Here is a 25,569-nt window from a genome sequence, read left to right on the forward strand (position 1 = left end):
CAAGATTTTCATTCTTGAAAGGGGGGTTCGATTCCCCCACGGGCTACAAGTAAAAAGAATAAAGAACTAAAAAAATAGATTAGTCGAAATGGCAAATCATAAATCATCACTGAAAAGAATCAGACAAGAAGAGACTAGAAGACTTCATAACAGATACTATGGTAAGACCATGAGAAATGCTGTTAGAAAGCTTCGCGCAACTACAGACAAAGCTGAAGCAGTTGCAATGTATCCGGGCATTACAAAGATGTTGGATAAGTTGGCTAAAGTGAACATTATTCACAAAAATAAAGCTAACAATCTGAAATCTAAGCTCGCTCTTTATATCAACAAGCTCGCTTAATACATAGGAATTTAACAATTCTATATAGCATCAGGCTGAACTTTTAAGTTCGGCCTTTACTGTGTATAGACACTTGACTATCAAGTCTATCGTAAAAGTACAGAATCCACTTTCATTCTTCATTTTTCACGGTTTATTCTTCGCCAAGTCGACAAATTTCACTATATTTGCTCTGTTATTAAAGTTAGAAAGGCAATTATGAGCGAAGAACAAATCACTCCCAATAACGGGTCTTATTCTGCGATCCAAGTATTGGAAGGTCTTGAAGCAGTGAGAAAACGCCCTGCGATGTACATCGGTGACATCAGTATAAAGGGACTTCACCATTTGGTATACGAAATCGTTGACAACTCTATCGACGAAGCTTTGGCCGGCTATTGCGACCATATCGAAGTAACGATCAACGAAGACAATTCAATCACAGTACAGGACAACGGGCGCGGTATTCCGGTCGACTATCATGAAAAAGAAAAGAAGTCGGCACTGGAAGTAGCAATGACCGTCCTACACGCCGGAGGTAAATTCGACAAAGGTTCCTATAAAGTATCCGGAGGTTTGCACGGTGTAGGTATGTCATGTGTAAACGCGCTGTCTACTCACATGACTACGCAAGTATTCCGCAACGGTAAGATCTACCAGCAGGAATATGAAATAGGCAAACCGCTATATTCGGTAAAGGAAGTCGGCACTGCCGACATTACGGGAACCCGCCAGCAGTTTTGGCCGGATGATACCATTTTTACAGAAACGGTATATGATTACAAGATCTTGGCTTCACGACTACGCGAGCTGGCTTACTTGAACGCCGGCCTGCGTATCACGCTGACAGATCGCCGGGTAGTGAATGAGGACGGTAGCTTCAAAAGTGAACAGTTCTATTCGGAAGAAGGACTGAGAGAATTTGTACGTTTCATCGAGTCTTCACGCGAACACTTGATTAATGACGTGATTTACCTGAACTCCGAAAAACAGGGAATCCCCATTGAAGTAGCAATCATGTACAATACAGGGTTCTCGGAAAACGTTCACTCTTACGTTAATAATATCAATACGATTGAAGGTGGTACGCACCTCGCCGGTTTCCGCCGTGCACTGACCCGTACACTGAAAAAATATGCCGAAGACAGCAAGATGTTGGAAAAGGTAAAAGTAGAAATCTCGGGAGACGACTTCCGCGAAGGTCTAACTGCTGTTATTTCCGTAAAAGTAGCTGAACCTCAGTTTGAGGGACAAACGAAAACGAAGTTGGGTAACAACGAAGTCATGGGTGCCGTAGACCAGGCCGTAGGTGAAGTTTTGTCATACTACCTGGAAGAACATCCGAAGGAAGCAAAAACGATTGTAGACAAAGTGATCCTGGCTGCTACAGCACGCCACGCAGCAAGAAAAGCCCGTGAAATGGTACAACGTAAATCTCCGATGTCCGGTGGTGGTTTGCCGGGTAAGCTGGCAGACTGTTCGGATAAAGATCCGTCAAAATGCGAGTTATTCCTCGTCGAGGGTGATTCGGCAGGTGGTACCGCCAAGCAAGGACGTAACCGTATGTTCCAGGCAATCCTTCCGCTTCGCGGTAAGATTCTGAATGTTGAGAAAGCGATGTATCACAAAGCGCTGGAAAGTGACGAAATCCGTAACATCTATACCGCATTGGGTGTCACTATCGGAACCGAGGATGACAGTAAAGAGGCCAATATTGAAAAACTGCGTTACCACAAGATTATCATCATGACCGATGCCGATGTCGATGGTTCTCACATCGACACACTGATTATGACGTTCTTCTTCCGCTATATGCCGCAGATCATTCAAAACGGTTATCTGTACATTGCTACTCCCCCGCTCTATCTCTGCAAAAAGGGTAAAGTAGAAGAATATTGCTGGACAGATGCACAACGCCAGAAGTTTATTGATACTTACGGCGGCGGTTCGGAAAATGCAATCCATACACAACGTTACAAAGGTTTGGGTGAAATGAATGCCCAACAGTTGTGGGAAACAACTATGGACCCTGAAAACCGTATGCTGAAACAAGTGAATATCGATAACGCTGCAGAAGCTGACTACATCTTCTCTATGTTAATGGGTGAAGACGTAGGACCACGCCGAGAGTTTATTGAAGAAAACGCAACGTATGCGAATATCGATACATAATATTAATTTTACGTTTTTATAAACCAACCTCACATCTTACAACGAGGAAACGCCGATGGAGAAGGAGCATCCTTCGATCGGCGTTTTTCTTTATCCATATCTTAATAAAGACTAAAGACAGTAACATTTTCAGTGCTAAATCACTATATTGCAAAAAACATAGAAAACAGTAGCTATGAAGATGAAAACTACTAACCCGTTATTCGCAAAGATCAGACTATTTCTTATTGTCCTGACATTGTGCGTTATCGTTACCTGCATCTTTCTGGTCATCATTCATCCGGAAGCATGGATGGCACCAGTATGCGTAATGGCCGTAGCACTATGCATCTTGCTGTATCAGGTATTTGGCACACGTAAGAAATAGGAAGTTTAGATAAAATGTTGCTTTTTCAATTCTTCGGCAACAGCTTCAAGTTCTTTGTACCATTCTTCACCGAATTTACGAATCAAAGGCTCTTTCAGAAATTTATAGACAGGGACATTCTCTTTTTTTCCTAACAGAACCGCAGCCTTGCATACATCCCAACGATGATAATTCACCGCTTTATAAGGTCCGTAATCTCCAATGCGAATAGGATAAAGATGACATGATATCGGTTTATAGAAATCTGTTTTTCCTTCCCGGAAAGCTTTTTCAATAGCACAGTAGCAACATCCTTTCTCGTCATAACAAGTAAAGACGCAGTCTTTGTTATTTACAATAGAAGTTACCAAGTCTCCTTCCTGGTCAGTATATACCACCCCCTGCTTTTCTATCACCGCACGCGCTTCCGGAGCCAGTTCATCCCAGATAACCGGCAACACTTCCTCCAGTTTCATCACTTCATCCAGTTCTACCGGTGCTCCGGCATCTCCCTCAATGCAACATTCACCTTTACAGGCATCCAAGTTACAAAGAAATTTCTCCTGAAGTACATCAAGCGATACAACTACATCATTAATCTGAATCATAAAACTTATGTGAGACAAAAAAGGCGGAGTTCTACTCCGCCCTCCCAGTTATAGAAATCTAAATTACTTAATCAAAACATTCCCGTTCATTTCAGCCGGAGCTTCCAGTCCCATAATCTTCAGGATAGTTGGAGCAACGTCTGCCAGACGGCCATCTTCTACTTTCGCAGCTTTGTTTTCTGTTACGTAAACACAAGGAACCGGATTCAAAGAGTGGGCAGTATTCGGAGTACCGTCTTCATTCAAAGCATGGTCAGCATTACCATGGTCAGCGATAATGATTGCTTCGTAATCCTGTGCTTTAGCGGCTTCGATTACATCTTTCACACAAGCATCAACAGCAACAACAGCTTTTTCGATTGCTTCGTAAATGCCGGTATGACCTACCATATCACCGTTAGCAAAGTTTACTACGATGAAGTCATATTTGTTTTCATTGATAGCAGCCACCAGTTTGTCTTTTACTTCGTAAGCGCTCATTTCCGGCTTCAAGTCGTAAGTAGCAACTTTCGGAGACGGAACAAGAATACGGTCTTCGTTATCGTACGGAGTTTCACGGCCACCGTTGAAGAAGAATGTTACGTGAGCATACTTTTCTGTTTCTGCAATATGGAGTTGATTCAGTCCCTTAGCAGCAAGGTATTCACCCAACGTATTAGAAACGTTTTCTTTATCGAATAAGATGTGTACACCTTTGAAAGAAGCGTCATACGGAGTCATACAGTAATATTGCAGTCCCGGGATTGTACGCATACCAGCTTCCGGCATATCTTGTTGAGTCAATACTACTGTCAACTCTTTCGCACGGTCGTTACGGTAGTTGAAGAAGATTACTACATCTCCTTCTTTGATTGTTCCGTCGAAATTAGCATTTACAATCGGTTTGATAAATTCGTCTGTCACGCCTTCATCATAAGATTCCTGCATTGCCTGAACCATATCGGCAGCTTTCTTACCTTCACCTTTTACTAACAAATCATAGGCTTCTTTCACACGTTCCCAACGTTTGTCACGGTCCATAGCATAATAACGACCGATGATTGAAGCAATCTTTCCTGCTGACTTTTCACAGTGCGCAGATAGTTCTTCGATAAAACCTTTACCGCTCTTCGGATCAGTATCACGACCGTCCATAAAGCAGTGGATGAATGTATTGTCGATATTATATTCTTTAGCGATGTCGCAAAGTTTGAAGAGATGAACGAGTGAACTATGTACGCCACCGTTAGAAGTCAGCCCCATAAAGTGAACATTCTTTCCATTTTCTTTTGCATAAGAAAAAGCAGCGACAATCTCAGGATTCTTCAGAATACTATTATCAGCGCAAGCACGGTTGATTTTTACTAAATCCTGATAAACCACACGTCCGGCACCGATATTCAAGTGACCGACTTCCGAGTTACCCATTTGTCCGTCGGGCAAACCTACGTTTTCACCGCTTGCCTGAAGCTGGGAATGAGGGTAAGTATTCATCAGATAATCCCAATAAGGAGTGGGAGTGTTGAAGATTACGTCGTCTTTCTTTTGGTCGCCTAATCCCCAACCGTCGAGGATCATTAAAAGGGCTTTCTTACTCATAATATTTCAATATTTAAATTATCACTCTGATTTTCCGGCTGCAAAGGTACAAAAAAGATGATTACCTGAACGTTTAATCTATGTTAAGTTGCAGAGTAAAAGAATACAAGGCTATGGATATTTTCCTTACTTTGTAAGGATAGTATTAAACACGTTCATCAAAAAACTATTATTATGAAAGCAACCTTATTCTGCATTTTACTTGTATTATCGGGCGTACTAAGTGCACAAACAATCGACAATCCTCCTTTCAAAGCCCGTTCGGGAAGTATCTCCAACATTACCCGCATAGAACGTACTCCAGAAAGTACACGAGTATACATACATGCTATTTTTCGTCCGCACTGGTGGATTAAAGAAAAAGGAACAAGTTACCTGGAAGATGCAACCACCGGAAAGAAATATAAGTTTAAAGGTGCAGAAGGTATCGAAATCAATAAAGAAGTATATATGCCTGATTCCGGTGAAAAAGACTACGTGCTTATTTTCGAACCCCTGCCTGAAGAAACTCAAACGATCCACCTTCTCAGCCCGACTAATTATGAAGGGAATACATACGATATTTCCTTGATTCCGCAGAAAGGAAAGAATACTCCTCCACTAGCTGCCGTCAAGGGTAACTGGTTCAAGACAGACGGCTCCGGTCAGTGGGAATACGGAATTTACGATTCAATCACGATCATGAATAATCGGATATACACCAATGAAAGTATCCGCAAGAAAGGGAAACGAATTGAGATGACCGTTAAAGACAAACAAAATGGGACTATCCGTACATTGTTGATAACCCCGCAAAAGAGTGGCAACTGTATTATAAAAACAGACCAAACAAATGAATTATCGTATACCCGCCAAAAGGCTGCCATAAGCACAATAGAGCCGGACAATGGTTTTCAACAGTTCTTCCGTAAAGATACCGCCTGTCTGCAAGGATATATCGATGGCTACGACCCGCGTTTGGGATTCGAGACAGGACTTGTTTATCTATCAAATGAACTCACCCGTGAAGATTATCCTACTGTTGTGCAAATAGATAAAGACGGAAGTTTTACATGCAAGTTCGTTATTCATCATCCGGTAGAGCAATCATTAACCCTCAACAATGACTGGATTCCATTCTATATTGAGCCTGGACAAACTCTCACCATGTACATTGACTGGGAAGCAATCATGGCTCGAAGCCGTGCACGCGATCATTATTTTCCGATTAACAATATAGCATATATGGGACCGACAGCTCCCTTCTCCTATATACTATCCGATTTTAGCAAGTCTATTCCTTATCGGTACGAAGATTTATCCAAATCACAAAAGACACTTACTCCCAACCAATACAAGGAACACATGAGACCTATCATCGCACAATGGAGACATATTGCCGATTCCGTATGCCGGGTCTACCACCCCTCCCTGAAGGCAGTTTGCCTGATTAAAAACAAAGTAAAACTGCAAACAGGAAATGCATTCTTCGATTTTGCAATGAGCAGGGATTATTATGCCAAACAAGATACGGCCAATCAAGCCTTGAAAGTAAAGGAAGATGATTCGTATTACGATTTCCTAAAAGAGATGCCACTTGACGATAAAACAATTCTCGCAGATGAGAAAGCGGACATCTTCACCAATCGCTTTGAATTTATGGCTCCCCTCCGAAAAGCTTATTCGGACGAAGTCGAAGGATCGGTGGAGATTCCTTTTACTTACCCAGAAAAGCCTCTCTTGACATTCCTGAAAGAAAAAGGAGTGAAACTTAATGCTGAACAAGAAGCGATAAGGCAAAAACAGGAAAAACTTGCCGGACAAGAAATAAAAATAACGCTTGCAGAACTTCAAGAAGATGACAGGAAGACCAGTGCTCTATTTAAACAAGAAGAAAAACTGGTAAAAGAATACATGGACTATATCAATAAACAGAAACCTTCTCAAAAAGAAAAGTCACAGCAAGAAGAAGATAGGGCCAGCATAACAATGGAACAGAAATATGAAGAGAAGAAAAATGCCATTATCGCCCGGCTATGCAATACTCCCAATCCTCTGCTCTGGCAAATAGCCAAAGTACGCCGTCTCACTTATGACCTACAAAATATAAAAACAAAAACAATTGCTCGTGAATATATAGACAGCCTCAAGCAAGAATTTACCGCCCCCTTCTTAGTTGCCGAAACTGAACAATTGTTTGAAAATGCTTATCCTTCGGAAGATGCTAAATCATACCAACTCCCGGAAGGCAAAGCAACCGACATTTTCCGCAATATCATCAAGAATCATCCGGGCAAAGTACTATTTGTTGACTTTTGGGCCACTAGCTGCGGGCCTTGCCGTAGCGGAATAGAAGCAACAGCAGACTTGCGCAAGAAGTACAAAGATCATCCGGAGTTCCAGTTTATTTATATCACCGGAGAAAGAGAATCTCCGGCAGGAGCTTACAAACAATATGTCGAAAAGCATCTGAAAGGAGAAGCAAGTTATTATGTCACCGGAACGGAATATAATTACCTCCGCCAACTTTTCCATTTCAACGGCATTCCTCATTACGAACTCGTAGAGAAAGACGGCAGTATCTCCAATGAAAAATTAAGTAGTTACAGTATCGGACAATATTTGAAGAAACGTTTCGGTACTTCCGAACCTTCGGAAACAGAGCAGCACGCAGAGTAAGTACGGACTGCAAACAGTAGAAATTCGAAAAAAACGGTGCAAAAGAATGGAAGCCAGCTTGATTTTCCGTACCTTTGCACCGCTTTTACATTAAAATCATAGAAATATGGACGATTCAAACCCGCGAACGTGCACAACTAGTATTAATTAAAGCGAACAGAGTCATTGAAATCTGATGTCTCTGCTCGTGCTAAACAAACGAAAGGAGACAATAAGATGAGAACGTATCTTTATTGTGAGGCCGGCTTTGTGGAAAAAGCACAATGGCTTCCTAATAGCTGGGTAAACGTAGTATGCCCGAACAATGATGACTTTGAATTTCTGACTAAAACACTCAACGTACCCGAATCATTTCTTGATGACATAGCCGACACGGATGAACGTCCGCGTACGGATACGGAAGGTAACTGGCTGTTAACGATCCTGCGTATCCCTGTGCAAAACAAGCAGAACGGAAGCCTGCCTTTCGCCACTGTACCTATCGGCATAATCACAAACAACGAGATTATAGTATCCGTATGTTATCATAACACCGATTTACTACCGGATTTCATCGAACATACCCGTAGGAAAGGTATTGTAGTCCGTAATAAACTCGATCTAATTCTCCGGTTGATTTACTCTTCCGCCGTATGGTTCCTGAAATATCTGAAACAAATCAATATAGATATCAGTGCAGCAGAGAAGGAGTTGGAACGCAGCATCCGTAATGAAGACCTGCTCCGTCTGATGAGATTGCAGAAAACCTTGGTTTACTTCAACACCTCCATTCGTGGCAATGAAGTGATGATAGGTAAACTTAAGACTATTTTCCAGGATACGGATTTTCTGGATAAAGAGTTAGTGGAAGACGTTATCATCGAATTGAAACAAGCACTCAATACGGTGAACATTTACAGCGACATTCTCACTGGGACAATGGACGCCTTCGCCTCCATTATCTCAAACAATGTGAACACTATCATGAAACGTATGACCAGCTTGTCTATCGTCTTAATGCTCCCTACATTGATTGCCAGTTTTTATGGCATGAACGTAGATATTCATCTGGAAGAAGTGCCCTTTGCTTTTTCTTTGATTGTACTCTTCTCTATCGGATTGTCCACGCTGGCGTTTGTGATATTCAGAAAGATCAAATGGTTCTAACATACAAAAGCCTGTCATCTACTATTGAGTAAATGACAGGCTGTAATTTAATAATACGTTTTTTCTTCTATAGAGAATTAATTAAAAGAGAATGTTTAAAGAGAGAAATTATTTTTTATCCTTGTTTACTTTTTCTTCCACCCAACGGAATAGAAACTCCAACAAATCCATTAACAGTGTTAGAGTTCTTTCCTAAGAACATATAGTCGGTTCCGAGGAACAACGGCCCTAATTTCAGACCAAGACCGAAAGATTTTCCTGCTGACTGAATGGCAGAATAGCTAAGTGCAACGTTAAACCAGCTTTTCGGACGATAATTTGCAGAGAATGTCAACTCTGTAAGAGCGTCAGGTTGTACAAAACGAGTGGTAGACAATACACCAACAGCTAATTTGTTATTGAAGAAACCGTATTCTGCACCCAACACCAATGTAGAAGCCAGACGGGACTTACGAGATTCTTTTGCATCACCTACTTCGAGTTGCAACATATCATAGTCGAGTACATCACCGTTAGTTACACGATCCATATACCCTTGAGTATCATCCTGCAACTGCTTTACTGCATTCATCACAGATGTTTCAGGATTAGCGGGATCGACCATTGCTGCATAAGTACTTCCTTTAATATCAATAGGATCCGGATTGGCTGACGCAATCTTCGTACTTGATTTTGACCAAGAGATAAAACCTAAGTCAAGAATAGATGCAGATACAGTCAGATTATCCAATATTTTATAAGAAGCACCCAAATCAATACCAAAACCGTAACCAGCGATACCCAATTTGCCACTATCAAATTCGAAGTCTGTTACATAATCCTTACCCTCTTCTTCTTGTAATTCCAAACCTTTGAAAGAACTCTTCAATTCTGCACCAACATTCAAATTTGCATGGTAATTATCAAATTTTGCTTTCAATTCAGTAGCTTGTTTAATAGCTTCTTGTTGGCTTAAGCCACTCCAATAATTTTCATCTGACCACTTTGCAATCTCTGCATCACTGGGCAGATTAGCACTCATTGCCACATTTTTGAGTTTTAACTCCATATTACCGATACCCAACAAAGCTTTCACTCTGGCACCGACTGTCAAACGACTGTTAATCTGACGTGAGAGTCCTAAACCAATTTCAGTATAAGCATTGATATTCAATTGCTGACCACTGATATCATAGTTACTGTTTCTCCAGTTTTCTTCAACAGTCTCCATCTCATTCAGGAAAGTAAACATAGATTTAGTCAAGTTCGCACCAATATCGGTACGAAGACCAATGTTGAACGACCAGAAGTTCTTTCCTTTGTACCAACCGGCAGAAAGGATTTCCGTACTAAAGTTCACATTCAACTTATTGTTATCTTTCAGCCGGTTCATGAAATCCGGTTTCGTATAGAAATCATCTCCGTCATCAATAATATCAATAATATCCTGATATCCTAATGAAGTAGACCCCACGGTTGCATTAACTGCACCAACCACCGGAAGATTGAAGTAACCTTTAGTCGGTGTCAAAGCCGGATTCAGCTGTTGACGATAATGCGTACCTTCCATAAAATAAGAAGTACGCAAGAACTGTGCATTTGCAGGAAGTGCACAAACTAACATAATGAAAAATACCCCAATGAGCTTAGTAGAGCTTAGTAGCTTGTTCGTTGCCATGATTTTAAACTTTTTAATTCTTATTATTGTTTGCAAATATATAGCATTTCAATAACAATTAAAAGCACGGAGCAACACTTTTTTAGCCTAAACAGAACAATTCAAGCACTAAACAGGCTAAAATCGTGCTTATACTGCAAAAAATGTAGAAAATATAATTTAAGAAAGGAACAACGGGAATTAAAAGTCCAAAGAAAGTTGTTCACCTCCCAACAAATTGAACGTCATCCGATGATAAGGAGTTGTTCCATGTTCGGCAATGGCGGCACGGTGTTTTTTGGTAGGATACCCTTTATTACGGTTCCAGTCATAATAGGGATACTCTTCGTGGAGACGGTTCATATAATCATCACGATACGTTTTGGCCAGAATAGATGCAGCAGCTATCGAAAGGTATTTTCCATCGCCTTTGATTACCGTGGTATGCGGGATACCGGGATATTTATTGAACCGGTTTCCGTCAATGAGCAAGTGTTCGGGACGGGTGGACAGTTGATCGACAGCACGATGCATGGCCAGGAAAGAAGCACGCAGGATATTTATCTCATCTATCTCTTCGGGTGAAACGATACCCACCGCCCATGCTATCGCTTCACGTTCTATTACCTCACGCAGAGCATAACGTTGTTTCTCCGTCAGTTGCTTGGAGTCATTCAGTAACTCATTCTTAAAATCTTTCGGAAGAATGACGGCAGCAGCATAGACAGAACCCGCCAAACAGCCGCGGCCTGCCTCATCGCACCCTGCTTCTATCAGATTCTCATTTAAATAAGGTAATAGCATCTTTATCGTTTTTATCTCTGCAAAGGTAAATGAAATAAAAAAGGAGACCTAGATTCCGGTCTCCATTTTCTTATCTTTTTAACACAAAATCCTTAGAACAGACTCCAGGCAACCGTAAGTCCTGCCATTACAATGGCTACCATGCTCATAAGCTTTATCAATATATTCAAGCTCGGACCGGAGGTATCTTTAAACGGGTCGCCCACCGTATCGCCCACCACCGTTGCCTTATGAACCTCACTTCCTTTTCCTCCGAAATTGCCTTCTTCCACATATTTCTTTGCATTATCCCAGGCACCACCGGCATTTGCCATAAAGATAGCGAGCACGAAACCGCTGCTCAAACCACCGATCAACAAACCAAGCACACCGGGAACACCGAAGACAAGTCCCGTAAAGATCGGGGCAATGATAGCAATCAATGAAGGAAGCACCATTTCGCGCTGTGCCCCCTTCGTAGAGATTTCCACACAACGTTCGTAGTCCGGTTCGGCTTCTCCCGTCAGGATACCTTTTATTTCACGGAACTGGCGGCGCACTTCGTCCACCATGTGTCCTGCCGCACGTCCCACGGCATTCATGGTCAGCCCGCAGAACAGGAAAGCCATCATAGAGCCGAGGAACATCCCCGAAAGTACCTTCGGATTCATCAGGTTCACTTCATAATAGTTCATGAAGTCAATGAAAGTAGCATTTGCCACACTGATTGTATTTCCGTCCGAGAAAGTCAGATCCATATTGCCTAGACGAGTCAGTCCGATACGTATTTCTTCAATATAAGAAGCGAGCAAAGCCAATCCCGTCAAGGCAGCAGAACCAATCGCAAAACCTTTTCCGGTTGCGGCAGTCGTGTTTCCGAGAGAATCGAGCGCATCGGTACGTTTGCGGACTTCTTCACCCAAACCGGACATTTCCGCGTTTCCGCCTGCGTTATCCGCAATCGGGCCGTAAGCGTCCGTTGCCAAAGTGATTCCCAGCGTAGAAAGCATACCGACGGCAGCAATGCCGATTCCGTACAACCCCATACCGATATTGGCAAAATCGCCGGCAGCAGCCAGTAGATAAGAAGCAATGATACCCACCACAACTGCAATAACGGGGATAGCCGTAGAGAGCATTCCCAGACCGATGCCGGAAATGATGACCGTAGCAGGTCCCGTCTTCCCGCTTTCACTCAACTTCTGAGTAGGACGATAGGATTGGGAAGTATAATATTCAGTAGAACGGCCTATCACAATGCCGACAAGCAGGCCGACAACCACCGCACAGGAGATCCAAACCCAGTTCTGCAACTGCAAAAGCCACAGGATAAAGAAAGTAGCAACGACGATAAGTACAGAACTGAGGTTTGTACCGAACGCCAGCGAACCAAGCAGATCTTTCATCTTCGCATTCTCTTTGGTACGGACGGCGAAGATACCTATAATAGAAAGGATAATCCCGACAGCCGCGATCAACATCGGAGCAATAACCGCTTTGAACTGCATAGCCGTGTCCGAAGAATGAATAAAGGCGGCAGCACCAAGCGCGGCAGTTGCCAGGATCGAACCGCAATAAGATTCGTACAAGTCGGCTCCCATGCCGGCCACGTCACCCACGTTGTCACCTACGTTATCGGCAATAGTGGCAGGGTTGCGCGGGTCGTCTTCGGGGATTCCGGCCTCTACCTTACCTACAAGGTCGGCCCCCACATCGGCAGCTTTCGTATAGATACCACCGCCGACACGGGCGAAGAGTGCCTGAGTGGAGGCCCCCATACCGAAAGTAAGCATGGTGGTAGTGATTACACAGAGTTTATGAGTCGGTGTCAGTGCGTCAGCAGGAATCACTTCGTTCAGCAACAAATACCAGAAAGAAATGTCGAGCAGGCCGAGACCGACTACGACAAGTCCCATTACCGCACCGCTCCGAAAGGCAATCCTCAATCCGGCATTCAGCGAACCGCGTGCCGCATTGGCTGTACGGGCTGATGCATAAGTTGCCGTTTTCATCCCCAGAAAACCGGAAAGGCCGGAAAAGAAACCACCCGTCAGGAAAGCGATAGGCACCCAAGCATTCTGAACGTGGAAACCGTAGGCCATGATTGAAAACAAAATGACCAGCCCCAGAAACACCCAGCCTACAATCTTGTATTGCTGTTTCAGGTAAGACATAGCGCCTTTGCGCACAGCAGCGGCAATTTTTATCATTTGGGGAGTACCTTCACTCTCCTTCATCATTTGCTTATGGAAGTAATAAGCAAAGCAGAGGGCTAACACGGAAGCGACCGGAACCAGCCAGAAAAGAATGCTATCCATAGGATTAATTTTTAAAGGGTTTACGGAGGCTAAAAGTATGAAAATCAAACGAAAAAAGCAAGTAAGTAAGATTATTTTTTGAACAGTAGATGTACTCACTTTAATTGCCATGTCATTCCCCTCTTTCCGGCAAGCAGCTTGTCGGAGGGTTTGTTAAGTGGGACTTTATGGGAAGAGAAGCCGGTATAGTTCGATTGGAATACCGGTATAGTTAGGTTGGAGCACCGCTTTAGTTAGTCTGCCACGGCCATGGAGAGTTCTTTCCACAGGCGTGACGAGATATTACCACGGGTGTGACGAATACTCTCCACGGCCGTGGCAAATTAACAATATCGGTATTCCGACAGAACAATACCTACCAGATAACAGATGTATAGCGGGTGTATAAGCTATGTTTAACGGTGACTTATTTACCGTAGAATTTAGCATCAGCATCAAAATCTGGCCCGTACATCATAAATTATCATTATCTTTGAGCGTTTTTATGCCTGTAAACTAACTAATACCCAATAATTATTACTCAAAACAACATGAAGAAACTATTTCTACTACTAATGGCTTTGTTTACCTTGGCACAAGTGAAAGCCCAGGAAAAGAGTGTTATCCAAATCTCAACGGACAACACAGACCTAATCCTTCAAGTAGCCCCTAACGGCCGACTTTATCAGGCTTATCTGGGTGACAAACTACTAAATGAGCAAGATATCAAGCACTTTTCGCCTTATGTAAAAGGTGGCAGTGACGGCAGTGTTTCTACACGCGGCTGGGAAGTCTATCCGGGTTCCGGTGCCGAAGACTATTTCGAACCGGCTGTGGCTATCACTCACAGCGACGGAAATCCAAGTACGATTCTCCGCTATGTATCTTCCGAGCAGAAGGCCGTGACAGGGGGAACAGAGACAATTATCAACCTCAAAGACGACCAATATCCGGTAGAGGTAACTCTGCACTACATCGCTTATCCGAAAGAAAACGTCATCAAGACATGGAGCGAAATCAAGCACAACGAGAAGAAACCCGTCACCCTGTGGCGCTATGCTTCCACAATGCTTTATTTCTCCGACTCCAAGTATTTCCTAACCGAATTCAGCAGCGACTGGGCCAAAGAAGCTCAAATGAGCAGCCAGCAGTTACAGTTCGGAAAGAAAGTAATCGACACCAAGTTGGGCAGCCGTGCCGCCATGCATACACATCCGTTCTTCGAACTGGGATTCGGACAATCGGCACAGGAAACACAAGGCCGCGTGATGCTGGGTACGATCGGCTGGACCGGTAACTTCCAGTTTACATTCGAAGTAGACAACGTTGGTAACCTGCGCGTAATCCCTGCCATCAACCCTTATGCATCTGATTATGAATTGAAAGCGAACGAAGTATTCACGACTCCCGAATTTATGTTCACTTTCAGCAATAACGGAACGGGCGAGGCCAGCCGCAACCTTCACGCCTGGGCTCGCAACTATCAGCTGAAAGACGGACAAGGTGACCGCCTCTCCCTACTGAACAACTGGGAAAACACTTACTTCAAATTCGACGAACAACTCCTTTCCGAACTAATGAAAGAGGCCAAACATCTTGGGGTAGATATGTTCCTGCTCGATGACGGCTGGTTTGGCAACAAGCATCCGCGCAACAGCGACAATGCCGGACTAGGCGATTGGGAAGCAATGAAATCCAAACTGCCCGGCGGTATCCCTGCTCTTGTGAAATCCGCTAAAGAAGCCGGAGTGAAGTTCGGCATCTGGATTGAGCCGGAAATGGTCAACCCGAAAAGCGAACTCTTTGAAAAGCACCCCGACTGGGCTATCACCCTGCCGAACCGCAAGACTTATTACTATCGTAACCAACTGGTTCTCGATCTCAGCAACCCGAAAGTGCAGGACTTTGTGTTCGGCGTAGTCGACAACATCCTGACTGAGAATCCGGAAGTTGCCTATTTCAAGTGGGACTGCAACTCACCGATCACCAACGTCTATTCTCCCTACCTGAAAAACAAACAGGGACAACTTTATATCAACCATGTACGCGGCATATACAATGTACTCAAACGTGTGAAAGAGAAATATCCCAATACACCGATGATGCTCTGCTCCGGTGGCGGCGCACGTTGCGACTACGAGGCCCTGAAATATTTCACAGAATTCTGGTGCAGTGACAATACCGACCCGATAGAACGTCTGTTTATCCAATGGGGATTCTCACAAATCTTCCCTTCCAAAGCGATGTCTGCACACGTGACTAGCTGGAACAAGAAGACAAGCGTGAAATTCCGTACCGATGTAGCCAGTATGTGTAAACTGGGCTTCGACCTCGGACTGAAAGAGTTGAATGCGGACGAACTGACTTACTGCCAGAATGCAGTTGCCAACTGGACACGTCTGAAGAAAGTGATTCTGGACGGCGACCAATACAGACTGGTCTCTCCTTATGACGGCAACCACATGTCCGTGATGTACACCGCACCGGATAAGAACAAGGCTGTGCTTTATACTTATGACATTCATCCGCGCTATGCTGAGAAACTGCTTCCGGTGAAACTTCAGGGATTGGATCCGAGTAAGAGGTATAAGGTGAAAGAAATCAACCTGATGCCGAATAAGAAGTCGAATCTGGGCGCTCACGAGAAAACTTATTCCGGCGACTATCTGATGAAAATAGGTATCAACGCCTTCACTACCAATCAGGCTTTCAGCCGTGTGATTGAGCTGACTGCGGAATAAGAGACAACTTCCCATTTCGCAGGCAACCTGTCCTTCTCAAGAGGTCAATCAGGTTGCCTGCGAAAAATTTCTTTAAAAAAGTGAGGAGTAAAACCGACTTCTCCCATTATGGTAATGTCACTGCTTGATAAATAGGGCCAACAATATAAGCAGTAATATTAATTTTAATCCAAAGAACATTACCATGAAAAACTCCGGATATTGTTTAAGCCTCATCTGCCTCTTTATATCGTTGTGTCTATACGGATGTAAAGATAACGCGGAAGAAAGTATAACGGAAATCTTTGAAATCGCGACAGAGGATCTGATACAGAACTTCAGTAAAGATGCAGCAAACGTCAGCATCTCTATCACCACAAACTTAAACGTAGATAATTGGGAAGCGAAGGTTACTGATAAATGGCTCAGGGCCACACAATTCAAAAACAGTCTGAAAATATCAGTAGACGCCAATATCGGTTCGAACAGACGTACCGCCAACGTTAAAGTATCCTCTGCAACTAAACATTATACCATTACAGTCACCCAATATTCCGCCAGTGACATTGTAATCGAAGAAGATATACAGGTAAAACCCTACGCCGGTAAGGCGAGCGAAGAGGAAACGGACCCGGACCGGAGCATCGAGCATTCCTTTGATGATAAATTTATTGCCGACGGCGGAGTACCTTACCACAGTAAATGGGGACAATCGGCCGATTTCCCGGTTATCCTGGAATACTATTTCGAGGGTAATACGGATATTGATTATTTCATCTATCACACTAATTCAGGAAACGGCACATTCGGGAAATTTGACGTATATACGCAGACGAAAGAAAACACGGAATACGTGCATCAGGGAAGCTATGACTTCAATATGCGCAACTCTCCCTCCATTGCCTCACTCAAAACTCCGGTAAAAGCCACCAAAGTAAAGTTTGAGGTTCATAGCGGGAAAAACGGATATGTCAGTTGTGATGAAATGCAGTTCTTCAAAAAGAACAAGAAAAACACTCTCGAAGAACAGTTGCTGACTGTCTTTACAGATATTACCTGTTCCGAAATAAAACCTGATGTCACGCAAGAGCAGATAGAAGCATTACCCGAATTCTTCATACAAACGGCATCGGCTTTAAAAGACGATAGTTATAATAAATGGGAAAAGGAATTCCGGATACGGGAATATTGTCCTTACAGCTCCGCCGACGAATGGGCGGATAAGCTGATGACGAGGAAATACGGAGATCTCGACAATCCTACAGGAATCTATGTGAACGAAGGAGATGAGGTAGTCGTACTGGTAGGAAACACTCACGGGCAAAGTATTTCAATCCAGAATATCGGGGAAGAAACAAGCAAAGGTTATGCACAAACTTCTGTCAACGGTGATATCTATCCCCTGAAGGAAGGAGTCAACAAACTGACAGCCAAGCAAACAGGTATGTTGTTTGTAATGTACAATACGAACATACAAAACCCCGATGCACAACCGATTAAAATCCATATCCCGTTAGGCGGAGGTAAAGTATGCGGATTCTTTTCCTTAAAAGAGCATCAGACCAATGAGAAATACAAGGAGTTAATAGACAAAGCCGACTATAAATATTTCTGTGTCATCGGCAACGCCATCATCCTCTATTTTCATCATAAGCAACTGAAAGCAGCAGTGCCGTATGATATCCTGTCGTCTATCGAACTTTGGGACAATATGATCCAATGGCAACAAGAATTGATGGGCATTGAAGACGTACACCCCAAACAAATGAATAATCATATTTTTGCCATATCTCCCGAAGGCGGATATATGTGGGCTTCGGAAGGCAGGATAGGATTTGTATATACCGTTCTGGGGGATATCCTGCGCAAATCTTATCTTATGGCCTCCAGAAATTCCTGGGGACCGGCACACGAGATCGGTCATGTACATCAAGGTGCCATTAACTGGGCCAGCACAACAGAGTCCTCCAACAATTTATTCTCCAATTACACGATTTATAAGTTCGGTCAGAACTGCTCCCGAGGGACAGAACTGGCTGTACCGGAATATGCGGCTAACGTCAAGAAAGCCACATTGGTATTCAGAAGATGTGTAGAAAATAAAGCCTGGTGCGACTTTGGAACCGACTATCAGGGAGAGGACCCGGAAATGCATGCACGCATGAACTGGCAATTATGGAATTACTATCATCGCTGCGGATATAATCCCCAATTCTTCCCTACTCTTTTCAAATTGATGCGCGAAAACCGTGTATCAACCCAAGACCCGGGAGAAAATCAAATGATGTATGCCAGAATGGCTTGCCGGGCTGCTAACGAGAACCTGACAGATTTCTTTGAAAGGTGGGGGTTCTTTGTCCCGATCTCTATGAAGGTCAACCAATACGGTACGTACAATTACATTGTCACGGACGCCATGATTAAGGAAACGAAAGAATTTATGAAGCAGTTTCCGGCTCCCAAACACGCTTTCTACTATCTGGAAGACAGAAAGAAAGGTGACCCCGGACTCGATACGACTCCACCGGATGTCGGTTACTTCACTCAATTTGCAGAGGACATGAAAATCACCAAGCAAATTACTTATACTATATCCGGACATCAGGTGAATGTTCAAAACGGAGAACAGGCAGTAGCTTTTGAAATAAAAGAGAATGATAACCTGAAATATTTCGGTACTTCTTTTCAGTTTGAAGTTCCCAATACTATTTCACCGGATCATGTCAAATTATACGCTGTACAAGCGGACGGTGTACGAATCGAAATGACTCGTAAATAAAATCAATGATTAGTATGGCCCTATTAATCAACAGTATATATTTATAATCAATAACAATCTAAAAAAAACACCATGAGAAAAGTCTTACTATTCGTGTGCCTGTTAATGGCAGGAATGACAGTCAACGTAAACGCTGCAAAACAAAAAGCCAAGCACGTCATCTTAATCGGTATGGACGGTTGGGGGGCTTACAGTGTCCCTAAAGCGGATATCCCGGCTATCAAAAGTCTGATGACCAACGGATGTTACACACTTCATAGCCGGAGCGTACTCCCTTCTTCGAGTGCTATCAACTGGGCTTCCATGTTTATGGGAGTGGGAACAGAGTTACATGGATACACCACCTGGGGCTCGAAAACTCCGGAGATCCCTTCACGTGAGGTCAACGAACGGGGGATCGCTCCTACCATTTTTTCTGTCTTGCGCGAACAGCGTCCTAAAGCCGAAATCGGTTGTTTGTATGAATGGCCCGGAATCAAATACCTGGTAGATACGTTAGCCATGAGTTACCAATATCAGACTCCGGGATACGCCAAAGCTCCCACTGCCTTATGTGAAGCAGCAGAGAAGTATATTATTGAAAAGAAACCGGAACTGCTGGCTATCTGCTTCGAAGAACCCGACCACACCGGACATACCAAAGGGCATGACACTCCGGCCTACTATCAGATGTTGAAAGAACTGGATGGATATGTGGAACGTATCCTGCAAGCTATTAAAAAAGCCGGTATATGGGATGACACCATTATTATTATGACGGCCGACCACGGTGGTATCGAAACCGGGCATGGCGGCAAGACACTGAGGGAAATGGAGATTCCATTTATTATTTCCGGCAAGAATGTCCGCAAAGGCATGGAAATCAAAGAAAGTATGATGCAATATGACACTGCGGCAATGATTGCCTATATACTAGGGCTGAAGCAGCCTCAATCTTGGATTGGACGTCCAGTAAAGACGGTTTTCAAATAAGACCATTACTATAATAGTTACTTATATTACAAAAAGAATATGGATACTGCAAATCACACAAGGCGGAGAAAGTCCGGCCATGTTTTCTTGCAGTATCCATATCACATAAATATCCGTTCAAACTAGTCTTCTTTTTATAGTAAACAGAAATCATCATTAGCTCTCCGATATAATTTAATTTATTTTTTATACTTTTGCCACATGTTGCTACAAAATACAACAGTTGTTAATCATTCTAGTACAATTATAACAAAGTACACAGAGTACACGTGTATGAAGGAGAGTAAAATGCATTATCAAACTAAAGAGGATGCGGAATTATGGGTTCTGCTAATCAAAGGAGACAAGCTGGCTTTAGAAATAATGTACCGGCGTTACTTTCCGCACCTGTTGAATTATGGACATACAATCTCCACAAACGAAGAATTAATAAAAGATTGTATTCAGGATCTCTTTGTCAACGTATTCAACAACTCTAAATTCCGCCCCATAGACCATGTCAAATCTTACTTATATACAGCCCTTAGAAACAATCTCGTATATAAGATGTCCTCGATGAAAGAGACGTACCAGTTAGAAAATGCAGAGTTTGAGATTCCATTGACAGATGATGAACTGGAAGGACTCTTTGCACACGACGATACTTATCTGGAAAGAAGCAAATTGCTAAAGGAGGCCTACCGGAAATTATCCGCCAATCAGCGTCATGCCGTTTATTTGTACTATATCAAAGAACTTACATGGGAGGAAGTTGCCGAAATACTAGGTATTACAGTGCACTCATCCATGAACCTGATAGGGAGAGCTATTGTCAAATTACGACGTTTATTTGAAAATAAATAATTTTTTTCCATAAAAGTGAGGAGTAAATTCGTTTTTCCCATTATAATAACAGAACAGTCGAATGATGAAAGAAGAAAAAGGAAATATTGAACAAATGAGCGAACGGTTGTTCCACTACCTTCGAAAGAGAGAAAGTTCCGCTTCCCAAGAAGCAGAAGACGAGGTATGGAGCAAAATCAGTGAGCAAATAGACAAGAAGAAGCATATTCCCGTCTATCGCTGGCTTATACCGGTGACAGCTGTTGCTGCTGCTTCTCTCCTGTTTGTATTCTGGCTGAATAATCAAGCTTATGATACGATTCATTCGGCAGATGTTCAAGAGTTTGTATCTGCTGCAAATACTCCGGAGAAACATATTGAGCTGATTACGGCTACCGGAACAAAGATAAAAGTAGATGAAAAAGCTACCGTGGCTTATGCACAAGACGGTTCTTTATTAATCGACGAGAAGAAAATCGCGACCCGACAGAGTACCGGGGAAGGAGAAGAAGAACATCCCATGAACCAGATTATTGTACCAATGGGGAAACATATCAAATTACAATTGTCTGATGGCTCTCAACTGGATATTAATTCCGGAACGAAGGTTGTTTATCCCCAAAAGTTCAAAAAGGAATACCGGGAAATATTCGTCGAAGGAGAAATATTCATAGATGTGACTCATAAGGAAAGTAACATCCCCTTTATAGTAAAGACATCGCTCTTTACTGTAAATGTGCTGGGTACTGCCTTCAACGTAAAAGCTTATAAAGAAGATACTAAAGCCGAAGTCGTATTAGTACGGGGAAAGGTGGAGGTAAAAGACAAAAAGGAACAGAATTATACGCTGATGCCTAATGAGCTGATTGCTCTGAATGAAGGAACATATACTGACAAGAAAAAAGTCAATGCGCTCGATTATATCAGCTGGATTGACGGCATTCTGACATTGAATAATCAGGCACTAAGTATAGTATTAGAGCAGTTACACCGCTATTACGGAAAAGAAATTATTTATGATACAGGTATAGAAACAATGCCGATGCACGGGAAACTTGATTTGAATGAAGGGTTACAGAAAGTATTGTCAACTATTGCCATAACGGCACCTGTTACCATAGAAGAAAAGAATAATATATATTATGTCCACATGAGAAAAGAAAACTAATTATTAATCTTAAAAACATCGAATATGCCTATGATATGAAAACACACGAAAAATCCGAATAATATTCGTAGTATTATTCGGATTAGCTAAAAACATTACCTATCAACATTAAGTAGCGTTCTTAAAATTACAAAATTATGGAAAACTGTAAATTTACTACAAGCAGGAGTGTTAAAAGATACAAATTCCTGTTTGTATTGGCAATTCTTTTATCATCTTTCTTATCTGTCTATGCAGAAGACGTCTCTAACTATGTAGAGGAAAAAACATTCACATTCAGTTTCGAGAATGTACCTCTAAAACAAGTACTGAGCCATATTGAGAAAAATAGCGAATTTATCTTCGTCTATTACGGAGAAACCATTAATCCCAACCGCAAGGTATCTATTAAAGTAACGAACCAACCAATTCGTCCGGTACTCGACAAACTATTTAAAGGTATGTCGGTAGAATATACAATAGACAACAGGCAGATTACACTCAAAAAAGTAGCTCAAAAGAAAGTTCAACCGCAAAGTTCTAAAAGAAAAACAATACAAGGATTTGTATTGGATAAGGACGAGCAACCGATCACCGGGGCAACTATTAAAATTAAAGACAGCACGACAGGTGCTCTGACGGACATTGAAGGTTTCTACAAACTTGAACTTGAGGAAGAAAATCCGGTCCTGATAGTCTCATTTATGGGATATATCACCCAAGAAGTGAAAGTCGGAAAGAAGAGTATACTCAACATCCAACTGGAAGAAGACACTAAGGCATTGGATGAGGTTGTAGTCACAGCCTTTGGTATCGGGCAGAAAAAGGAAAGTCTTGTCGGAGCTATCCAACAGATACGCCCGGAACAGCTAAGAGTGCCTTCCTCACGTTTATCTTCTTCTTTTGCGGGACGTTTATCAGGAGTTATCGCCGTACAACGAAGTGGCGAACCGGGAGCAGACGGCGCCAGTTTCTGGATTCGTGGTGCTTCTACATTCAGTGGCGCAACTGATCCTCTCATCATCCTGGACGGTGTGGAAATTGACGCAACCCAACTGAACAATCTCGATCCTGAAGTAATTGAAAGCTTCTCAATACTAAAAGATGCAACGGCAACAGCACTCTATGGAACAAGAGGAGCTAACGGAGTGATGGTAGTCACGACAAAGAATGGGGAAAATCTGAAAAAGCCGATCATTAACTTTAGAGTGGAAGGGGCTATATCACAGTTGACAAATGTTCCTAAAATGGTAGACGGTATCACTTATATGAGATTATACAATGAGGCACAGACACGTACTCCCGAGACTACCGATATCTATTCGGACGAAAAGATTAATGCTACAATAGACGGTGTCAATCCTTATATGTATCCCAACATCGACTGGTACAACGAGATGTTCAAGAAAAACACTTTTGCCGAACGGTTCAACTTTAATATCCGTGGCGGAAGCAGCCGGGTAGATTATTTTATGAGTGCAAGTGTCAAGCACAGCGACGGTAATCTTAAATCACTCAGTAAAGACTTCTACTCCTTCAACAACAATATCAATGTCTACAACTATGATTTTGTCAATAATCTGAATATCAAGGCAACCAATACAACTAAAATATCGCTAGGACTAAATGTGTCGGTACGAGACTGGAGCGGGCCTTATAGTAGTGCCGGAAGCGTATTCTCAAGTGCACTCAATGCAAATCCGGTAGACTTTCCGATCCGTTTCCCCGGCCAGGAAGATGACACTCACATCCGTTGGGGAGGAAGATCTGGTGCTCCGAACGGAAGTTATGTCAATCCTGTCGCCGATTTTGTATCCGGTTACAGTTCCACGTACTCTACAAGTGTAACAGCCAACCTGCGTTTTAATCAGGACTTGAAGATGATTATGAAAGGACTGAAACTGAATGCTATTGTTTCATATTACAACTATTCATATTCTAAAGTGTATCGTTATTGCAACGTCAACCAATATGAGACTTCCATGTATAATCCACAAGAAGATACATACGACTTAAACATCATCGGCAACGAACAAAGTACCGAGCTTAAAACCGGAGGTTCCAATAGCGGTAACCGTAGATTATATCTACAAGCCAGCCTGGATTATAACAGAACATTCAATGACGTGCACAAAGTCAATGTCATGTTCCTATATAATCAAGAACAGAATGACGTTAACAACCCTTCGGACTTGCTGACATCCTTACCTAGAAGGAAACAAGGTATAGCAGGACGTTTATCTTACGGATTTGCCGGCAGATACTTAGCCGAGTTCAACTTTGGCTACAATGGTTCTGAAAACTTCCCGAAGAATAAAAAGTTCGGTTTCTTCCCTTCAGTAGCAATCGGATACAATCTGTCTGAAGAGAAATTTTGGGAACCGCTCAGAAACATCATCCCGCAATTTAAAATAAGAGCATCGTGGGGGCTTGTCGGTAATGACCAGACAGGAGCCGGACGTTTTACGTTCCTTGAGAACCTTACTAACTCCGGAGCCGGATTCACAACCGGGACCGGTAACCAGACACACACCAACTCCGGTCCTGTATGGAAAAGATATGCCAATCCGAACCTGACATGGGAGGTTGGTGAGAAATGGAATGCTGGTATTGATGTGAGAATATTGAAAGGATTCAGTTTCTCTGCCGACATTTTCAAAGAAGTGAGAAAGGAAATCTTTATGGATCGTGGAACAATTCCGACACTCATGGGACTTGGTAATGTTACAGTTCAAGGAAATCTCGGAAAGATGCGTAACTGGGGAATAGATACCAGTATAGACTACAACAACCAGATTAACAAAGACTTGTTTGTCTCTTTCAAGGGAACGTTCACCTTTGCTCATAATAAAATACTTGAAATGGATGAGCCGGAATTCAGTTTATATCCTAACCGTCTGAAAGTCGGCCATTCACTCAATACAATCTTCGGATATGTAGCGGACGGATTATTTACCGACGAAAATATGATTAACAATAGTTTGCCGCAACAATTTGCCAATCTGCCGTTAATGCCCGGTGATATTAAGTACAAAGATATTCCGAATGCATTAGGAGGTACGGACAATGCAATCAATGAATATGACAAAGTTGCCTTAGGTTATCCCAGTGTACCGGAAATTGTATATGGTTTCGGCCCTTCCATTAAATACAAGAATCTGGACTTCTCTTTATTCTTTCAGGGAACCGGACGCGTATCATTAATGATGAGCGGATTCCATCCTTTCACCAACGATAACAATACCGCCAAAAGAGGCATATTAGATTACGTAGCAGATGGATGCTGGACAACAGATAATCCTAATCCCAATGCGTCATACCCCAGACTCACGACGGCATATAACACAAATAATAACCAGAATTCAACATTCTGGCTGAGAAACGCCGCTTTTTTAAAGCTCAAGAATGCGGAAATAGGATATAATTTCAAGAATATGAGAATTTATGTCAGCGGCAACAACCTGCTAACATTCTCTAAATTCAAATTATGGGATCCAGAAATGGGAGGTGGCTCCGGTATGTCCTATCCTACTCAAAGAACATTTAATGTTGGTTTTCAGATGACTATTAACTGATAAATATA

16 protein-coding genes are annotated in these 25,569 nt (G+C 42.6%); 11 read left to right on the forward strand and 5 right to left on the reverse strand.

Features of this window, described 5'->3' with window-relative positions; genetic code table 11:
* The first annotated feature begins 88 nt into the window (after window positions 1-88).
* From rpsT to BHV72_RS09775, 3 genes are all read left to right on the forward strand, one after another.
* The gene (gene rpsT / locus BHV72_RS09765; protein WP_004309474.1) at window positions 89-343 is read left to right on the forward strand and encodes a 30S ribosomal protein S20; all 255 of its coding nucleotides are present in this window, start codon (window positions 89-91) and stop codon (window positions 341-343) included.
* A gap of 198 nt (window positions 344-541) precedes the next feature.
* Complete coding sequence (gene gyrB, locus BHV72_RS09770) at window positions 542-2,494, forward strand: DNA topoisomerase (ATP-hydrolyzing) subunit B (RefSeq protein ID WP_286855652.1); 1,953 nt, start codon at window positions 542-544, stop codon at window positions 2,492-2,494.
* Between the two features lie 175 nt (window positions 2,495-2,669).
* Window positions 2,670-2,861, forward strand: a complete 192-nt coding sequence (locus tag BHV72_RS09775; protein WP_122134440.1) for a hypothetical protein — start codon at window positions 2,670-2,672, stop codon at window positions 2,859-2,861.
* Between the two features lie 5 nt (window positions 2,862-2,866).
* On the opposite strand, the gene BHV72_RS09780 is transcribed toward BHV72_RS09775, so the two are convergent.
* Complete coding sequence (locus tag BHV72_RS09780; protein ID WP_005679250.1) at window positions 2,867-3,448, reverse strand: DUF3109 family protein; 582 nt, start codon at window positions 3,446-3,448, stop codon at window positions 2,867-2,869.
* Window positions 3,449-3,511: 63 nt separating this feature from the next.
* Window positions 3,512-5,026, reverse strand: a complete 1,515-nt coding sequence (gpmI, locus tag BHV72_RS09785) for a 2,3-bisphosphoglycerate-independent phosphoglycerate mutase (protein WP_122118100.1) — start codon at window positions 5,024-5,026, stop codon at window positions 3,512-3,514.
* Window positions 5,027-5,200: 174 nt separating this feature from the next.
* On the opposite strand from gpmI, the gene BHV72_RS09790 reads away from it, so the two are divergent.
* Window positions 5,201-7,684, forward strand: a complete 2,484-nt coding sequence (locus tag BHV72_RS09790) for a TlpA family protein disulfide reductase (protein ID WP_286855657.1) — start codon at window positions 5,201-5,203, stop codon at window positions 7,682-7,684.
* A gap of 216 nt (window positions 7,685-7,900) precedes the next feature.
* Complete coding sequence (locus tag BHV72_RS09795) at window positions 7,901-8,830, forward strand: magnesium transporter CorA family protein (protein WP_032838463.1); 930 nt, start codon at window positions 7,901-7,903, stop codon at window positions 8,828-8,830.
* A 115-nt stretch (window positions 8,831-8,945) separates the two neighbouring features.
* Here the strand turns inward: BHV72_RS09795 and BHV72_RS09800 are convergent, their stop codons facing one another.
* From BHV72_RS09800 to BHV72_RS09810, 3 genes are all read right to left on the reverse strand, one after another.
* Entirely contained in the window at window positions 8,946-10,487 is a 1,542-nt protein-coding gene (locus tag BHV72_RS09800; protein WP_055170072.1) for a DUF5723 family protein, read from the reverse strand.
* Window positions 10,488-10,667: 180 nt separating this feature from the next.
* Window positions 10,668-11,270: a ribonuclease HII gene (rnhB, locus tag BHV72_RS09805; protein WP_005679245.1), complete on the reverse strand. Its 603-nt coding sequence runs from the start codon at window positions 11,268-11,270 to the stop codon at window positions 10,668-10,670.
* Between the two features lie 92 nt (window positions 11,271-11,362).
* A complete protein-coding gene (locus BHV72_RS09810) occupies window positions 11,363-13,567 on the reverse strand; it encodes a sodium-translocating pyrophosphatase (RefSeq protein ID WP_055170070.1) in 2,205 nt (734 codons plus the stop codon).
* Window positions 13,568-14,097: 530 nt separating this feature from the next.
* Here BHV72_RS09810 and BHV72_RS09815 point away from each other — a divergent pair.
* From BHV72_RS09815 to BHV72_RS09840, 6 genes are all read left to right on the forward strand, one after another.
* The gene (locus BHV72_RS09815; RefSeq protein WP_286855663.1) at window positions 14,098-16,287 is read left to right on the forward strand and encodes an alpha-galactosidase; all 2,190 of its coding nucleotides are present in this window, start codon (window positions 14,098-14,100) and stop codon (window positions 16,285-16,287) included.
* A 184-nt stretch (window positions 16,288-16,471) separates the two neighbouring features.
* On the forward strand, window positions 16,472-19,045 hold the full coding sequence (locus BHV72_RS09820; RefSeq protein WP_122295652.1) for a M60 family metallopeptidase: 2,574 nt from the start codon (window positions 16,472-16,474) through the stop codon (window positions 19,043-19,045).
* Between the two features lie 72 nt (window positions 19,046-19,117).
* Complete coding sequence (locus BHV72_RS09825; RefSeq protein WP_022041961.1) at window positions 19,118-20,017, forward strand: alkaline phosphatase family protein; 900 nt, start codon at window positions 19,118-19,120, stop codon at window positions 20,015-20,017.
* 273 nt (window positions 20,018-20,290) lie between these two features.
* Window positions 20,291-20,860 (forward strand): RNA polymerase sigma factor, encoded by a 570-nt coding sequence (locus BHV72_RS09830; RefSeq protein WP_005679238.1) that lies wholly within the window; start codon window positions 20,291-20,293, stop codon window positions 20,858-20,860.
* A gap of 61 nt (window positions 20,861-20,921) precedes the next feature.
* Complete coding sequence (locus BHV72_RS09835; protein ID WP_022041959.1) at window positions 20,922-22,007, forward strand: FecR family protein; 1,086 nt, start codon at window positions 20,922-20,924, stop codon at window positions 22,005-22,007.
* Window positions 22,008-22,144: 137 nt separating this feature from the next.
* Complete coding sequence (locus tag BHV72_RS09840) at window positions 22,145-25,561, forward strand: TonB-dependent receptor (RefSeq protein ID WP_286855666.1); 3,417 nt, start codon at window positions 22,145-22,147, stop codon at window positions 25,559-25,561.
* Window positions 25,562-25,569 lie beyond the last annotated feature (8 nt).

Origin of the sequence: Bacteroides sp. 43_46 (assembly GCF_001915455.1) — a bacterium.
In the GTDB taxonomy this organism is placed as follows: domain Bacteria; phylum Bacteroidota; class Bacteroidia; order Bacteroidales; family Bacteroidaceae; genus Bacteroides; species Bacteroides caccae.

What these genes read in the sequence shown, in the direction of transcription:
- rpsT (WP_004309474.1), top strand. Translation starts at nt 89, where the DNA reads ATGGCAAATCATAAATCATCACTGAAAAGAATCAGACAAGAAGAGACT.
- gyrB (WP_286855652.1), top strand. Translation starts at nt 542, where the DNA reads ATGAGCGAAGAACAAATCACTCCCAATAACGGGTCTTATTCTGCGATC.
- BHV72_RS09775 (WP_122134440.1), top strand. Translation starts at nt 2,670, where the DNA reads ATGAAGATGAAAACTACTAACCCGTTATTCGCAAAGATCAGACTATTT.
- BHV72_RS09780 (WP_005679250.1), bottom strand. Translation starts at nt 3,448, where the DNA reads ATGATTCAGATTAATGATGTAGTTGTATCGCTTGATGTACTTCAGGAG.
- gpmI (WP_122118100.1), bottom strand. Translation starts at nt 5,026, where the DNA reads ATGAGTAAGAAAGCCCTTTTAATGATCCTCGACGGTTGGGGATTAGGC.
- BHV72_RS09790 (WP_286855657.1), top strand. Translation starts at nt 5,201, where the DNA reads ATGAAAGCAACCTTATTCTGCATTTTACTTGTATTATCGGGCGTACTA.
- BHV72_RS09795 (WP_032838463.1), top strand. Translation starts at nt 7,901, where the DNA reads ATGAGAACGTATCTTTATTGTGAGGCCGGCTTTGTGGAAAAAGCACAA.
- BHV72_RS09800 (WP_055170072.1), bottom strand. Translation starts at nt 10,487, where the DNA reads ATGGCAACGAACAAGCTACTAAGCTCTACTAAGCTCATTGGGGTATTT.
- rnhB (WP_005679245.1), bottom strand. Translation starts at nt 11,270, where the DNA reads ATGCTATTACCTTATTTAAATGAGAATCTGATAGAAGCAGGGTGCGAT.
- BHV72_RS09810 (WP_055170070.1), bottom strand. Translation starts at nt 13,567, where the DNA reads ATGGATAGCATTCTTTTCTGGCTGGTTCCGGTCGCTTCCGTGTTAGCC.
- BHV72_RS09815 (WP_286855663.1), top strand. Translation starts at nt 14,098, where the DNA reads ATGAAGAAACTATTTCTACTACTAATGGCTTTGTTTACCTTGGCACAA.
- BHV72_RS09820 (WP_122295652.1), top strand. Translation starts at nt 16,472, where the DNA reads ATGAAAAACTCCGGATATTGTTTAAGCCTCATCTGCCTCTTTATATCG.
- BHV72_RS09825 (WP_022041961.1), top strand. Translation starts at nt 19,118, where the DNA reads ATGAGAAAAGTCTTACTATTCGTGTGCCTGTTAATGGCAGGAATGACA.
- BHV72_RS09830 (WP_005679238.1), top strand. Translation starts at nt 20,291, where the DNA reads ATGAAGGAGAGTAAAATGCATTATCAAACTAAAGAGGATGCGGAATTA.
- BHV72_RS09835 (WP_022041959.1), top strand. Translation starts at nt 20,922, where the DNA reads ATGATGAAAGAAGAAAAAGGAAATATTGAACAAATGAGCGAACGGTTG.
- BHV72_RS09840 (WP_286855666.1), top strand. Translation starts at nt 22,145, where the DNA reads ATGGAAAACTGTAAATTTACTACAAGCAGGAGTGTTAAAAGATACAAA.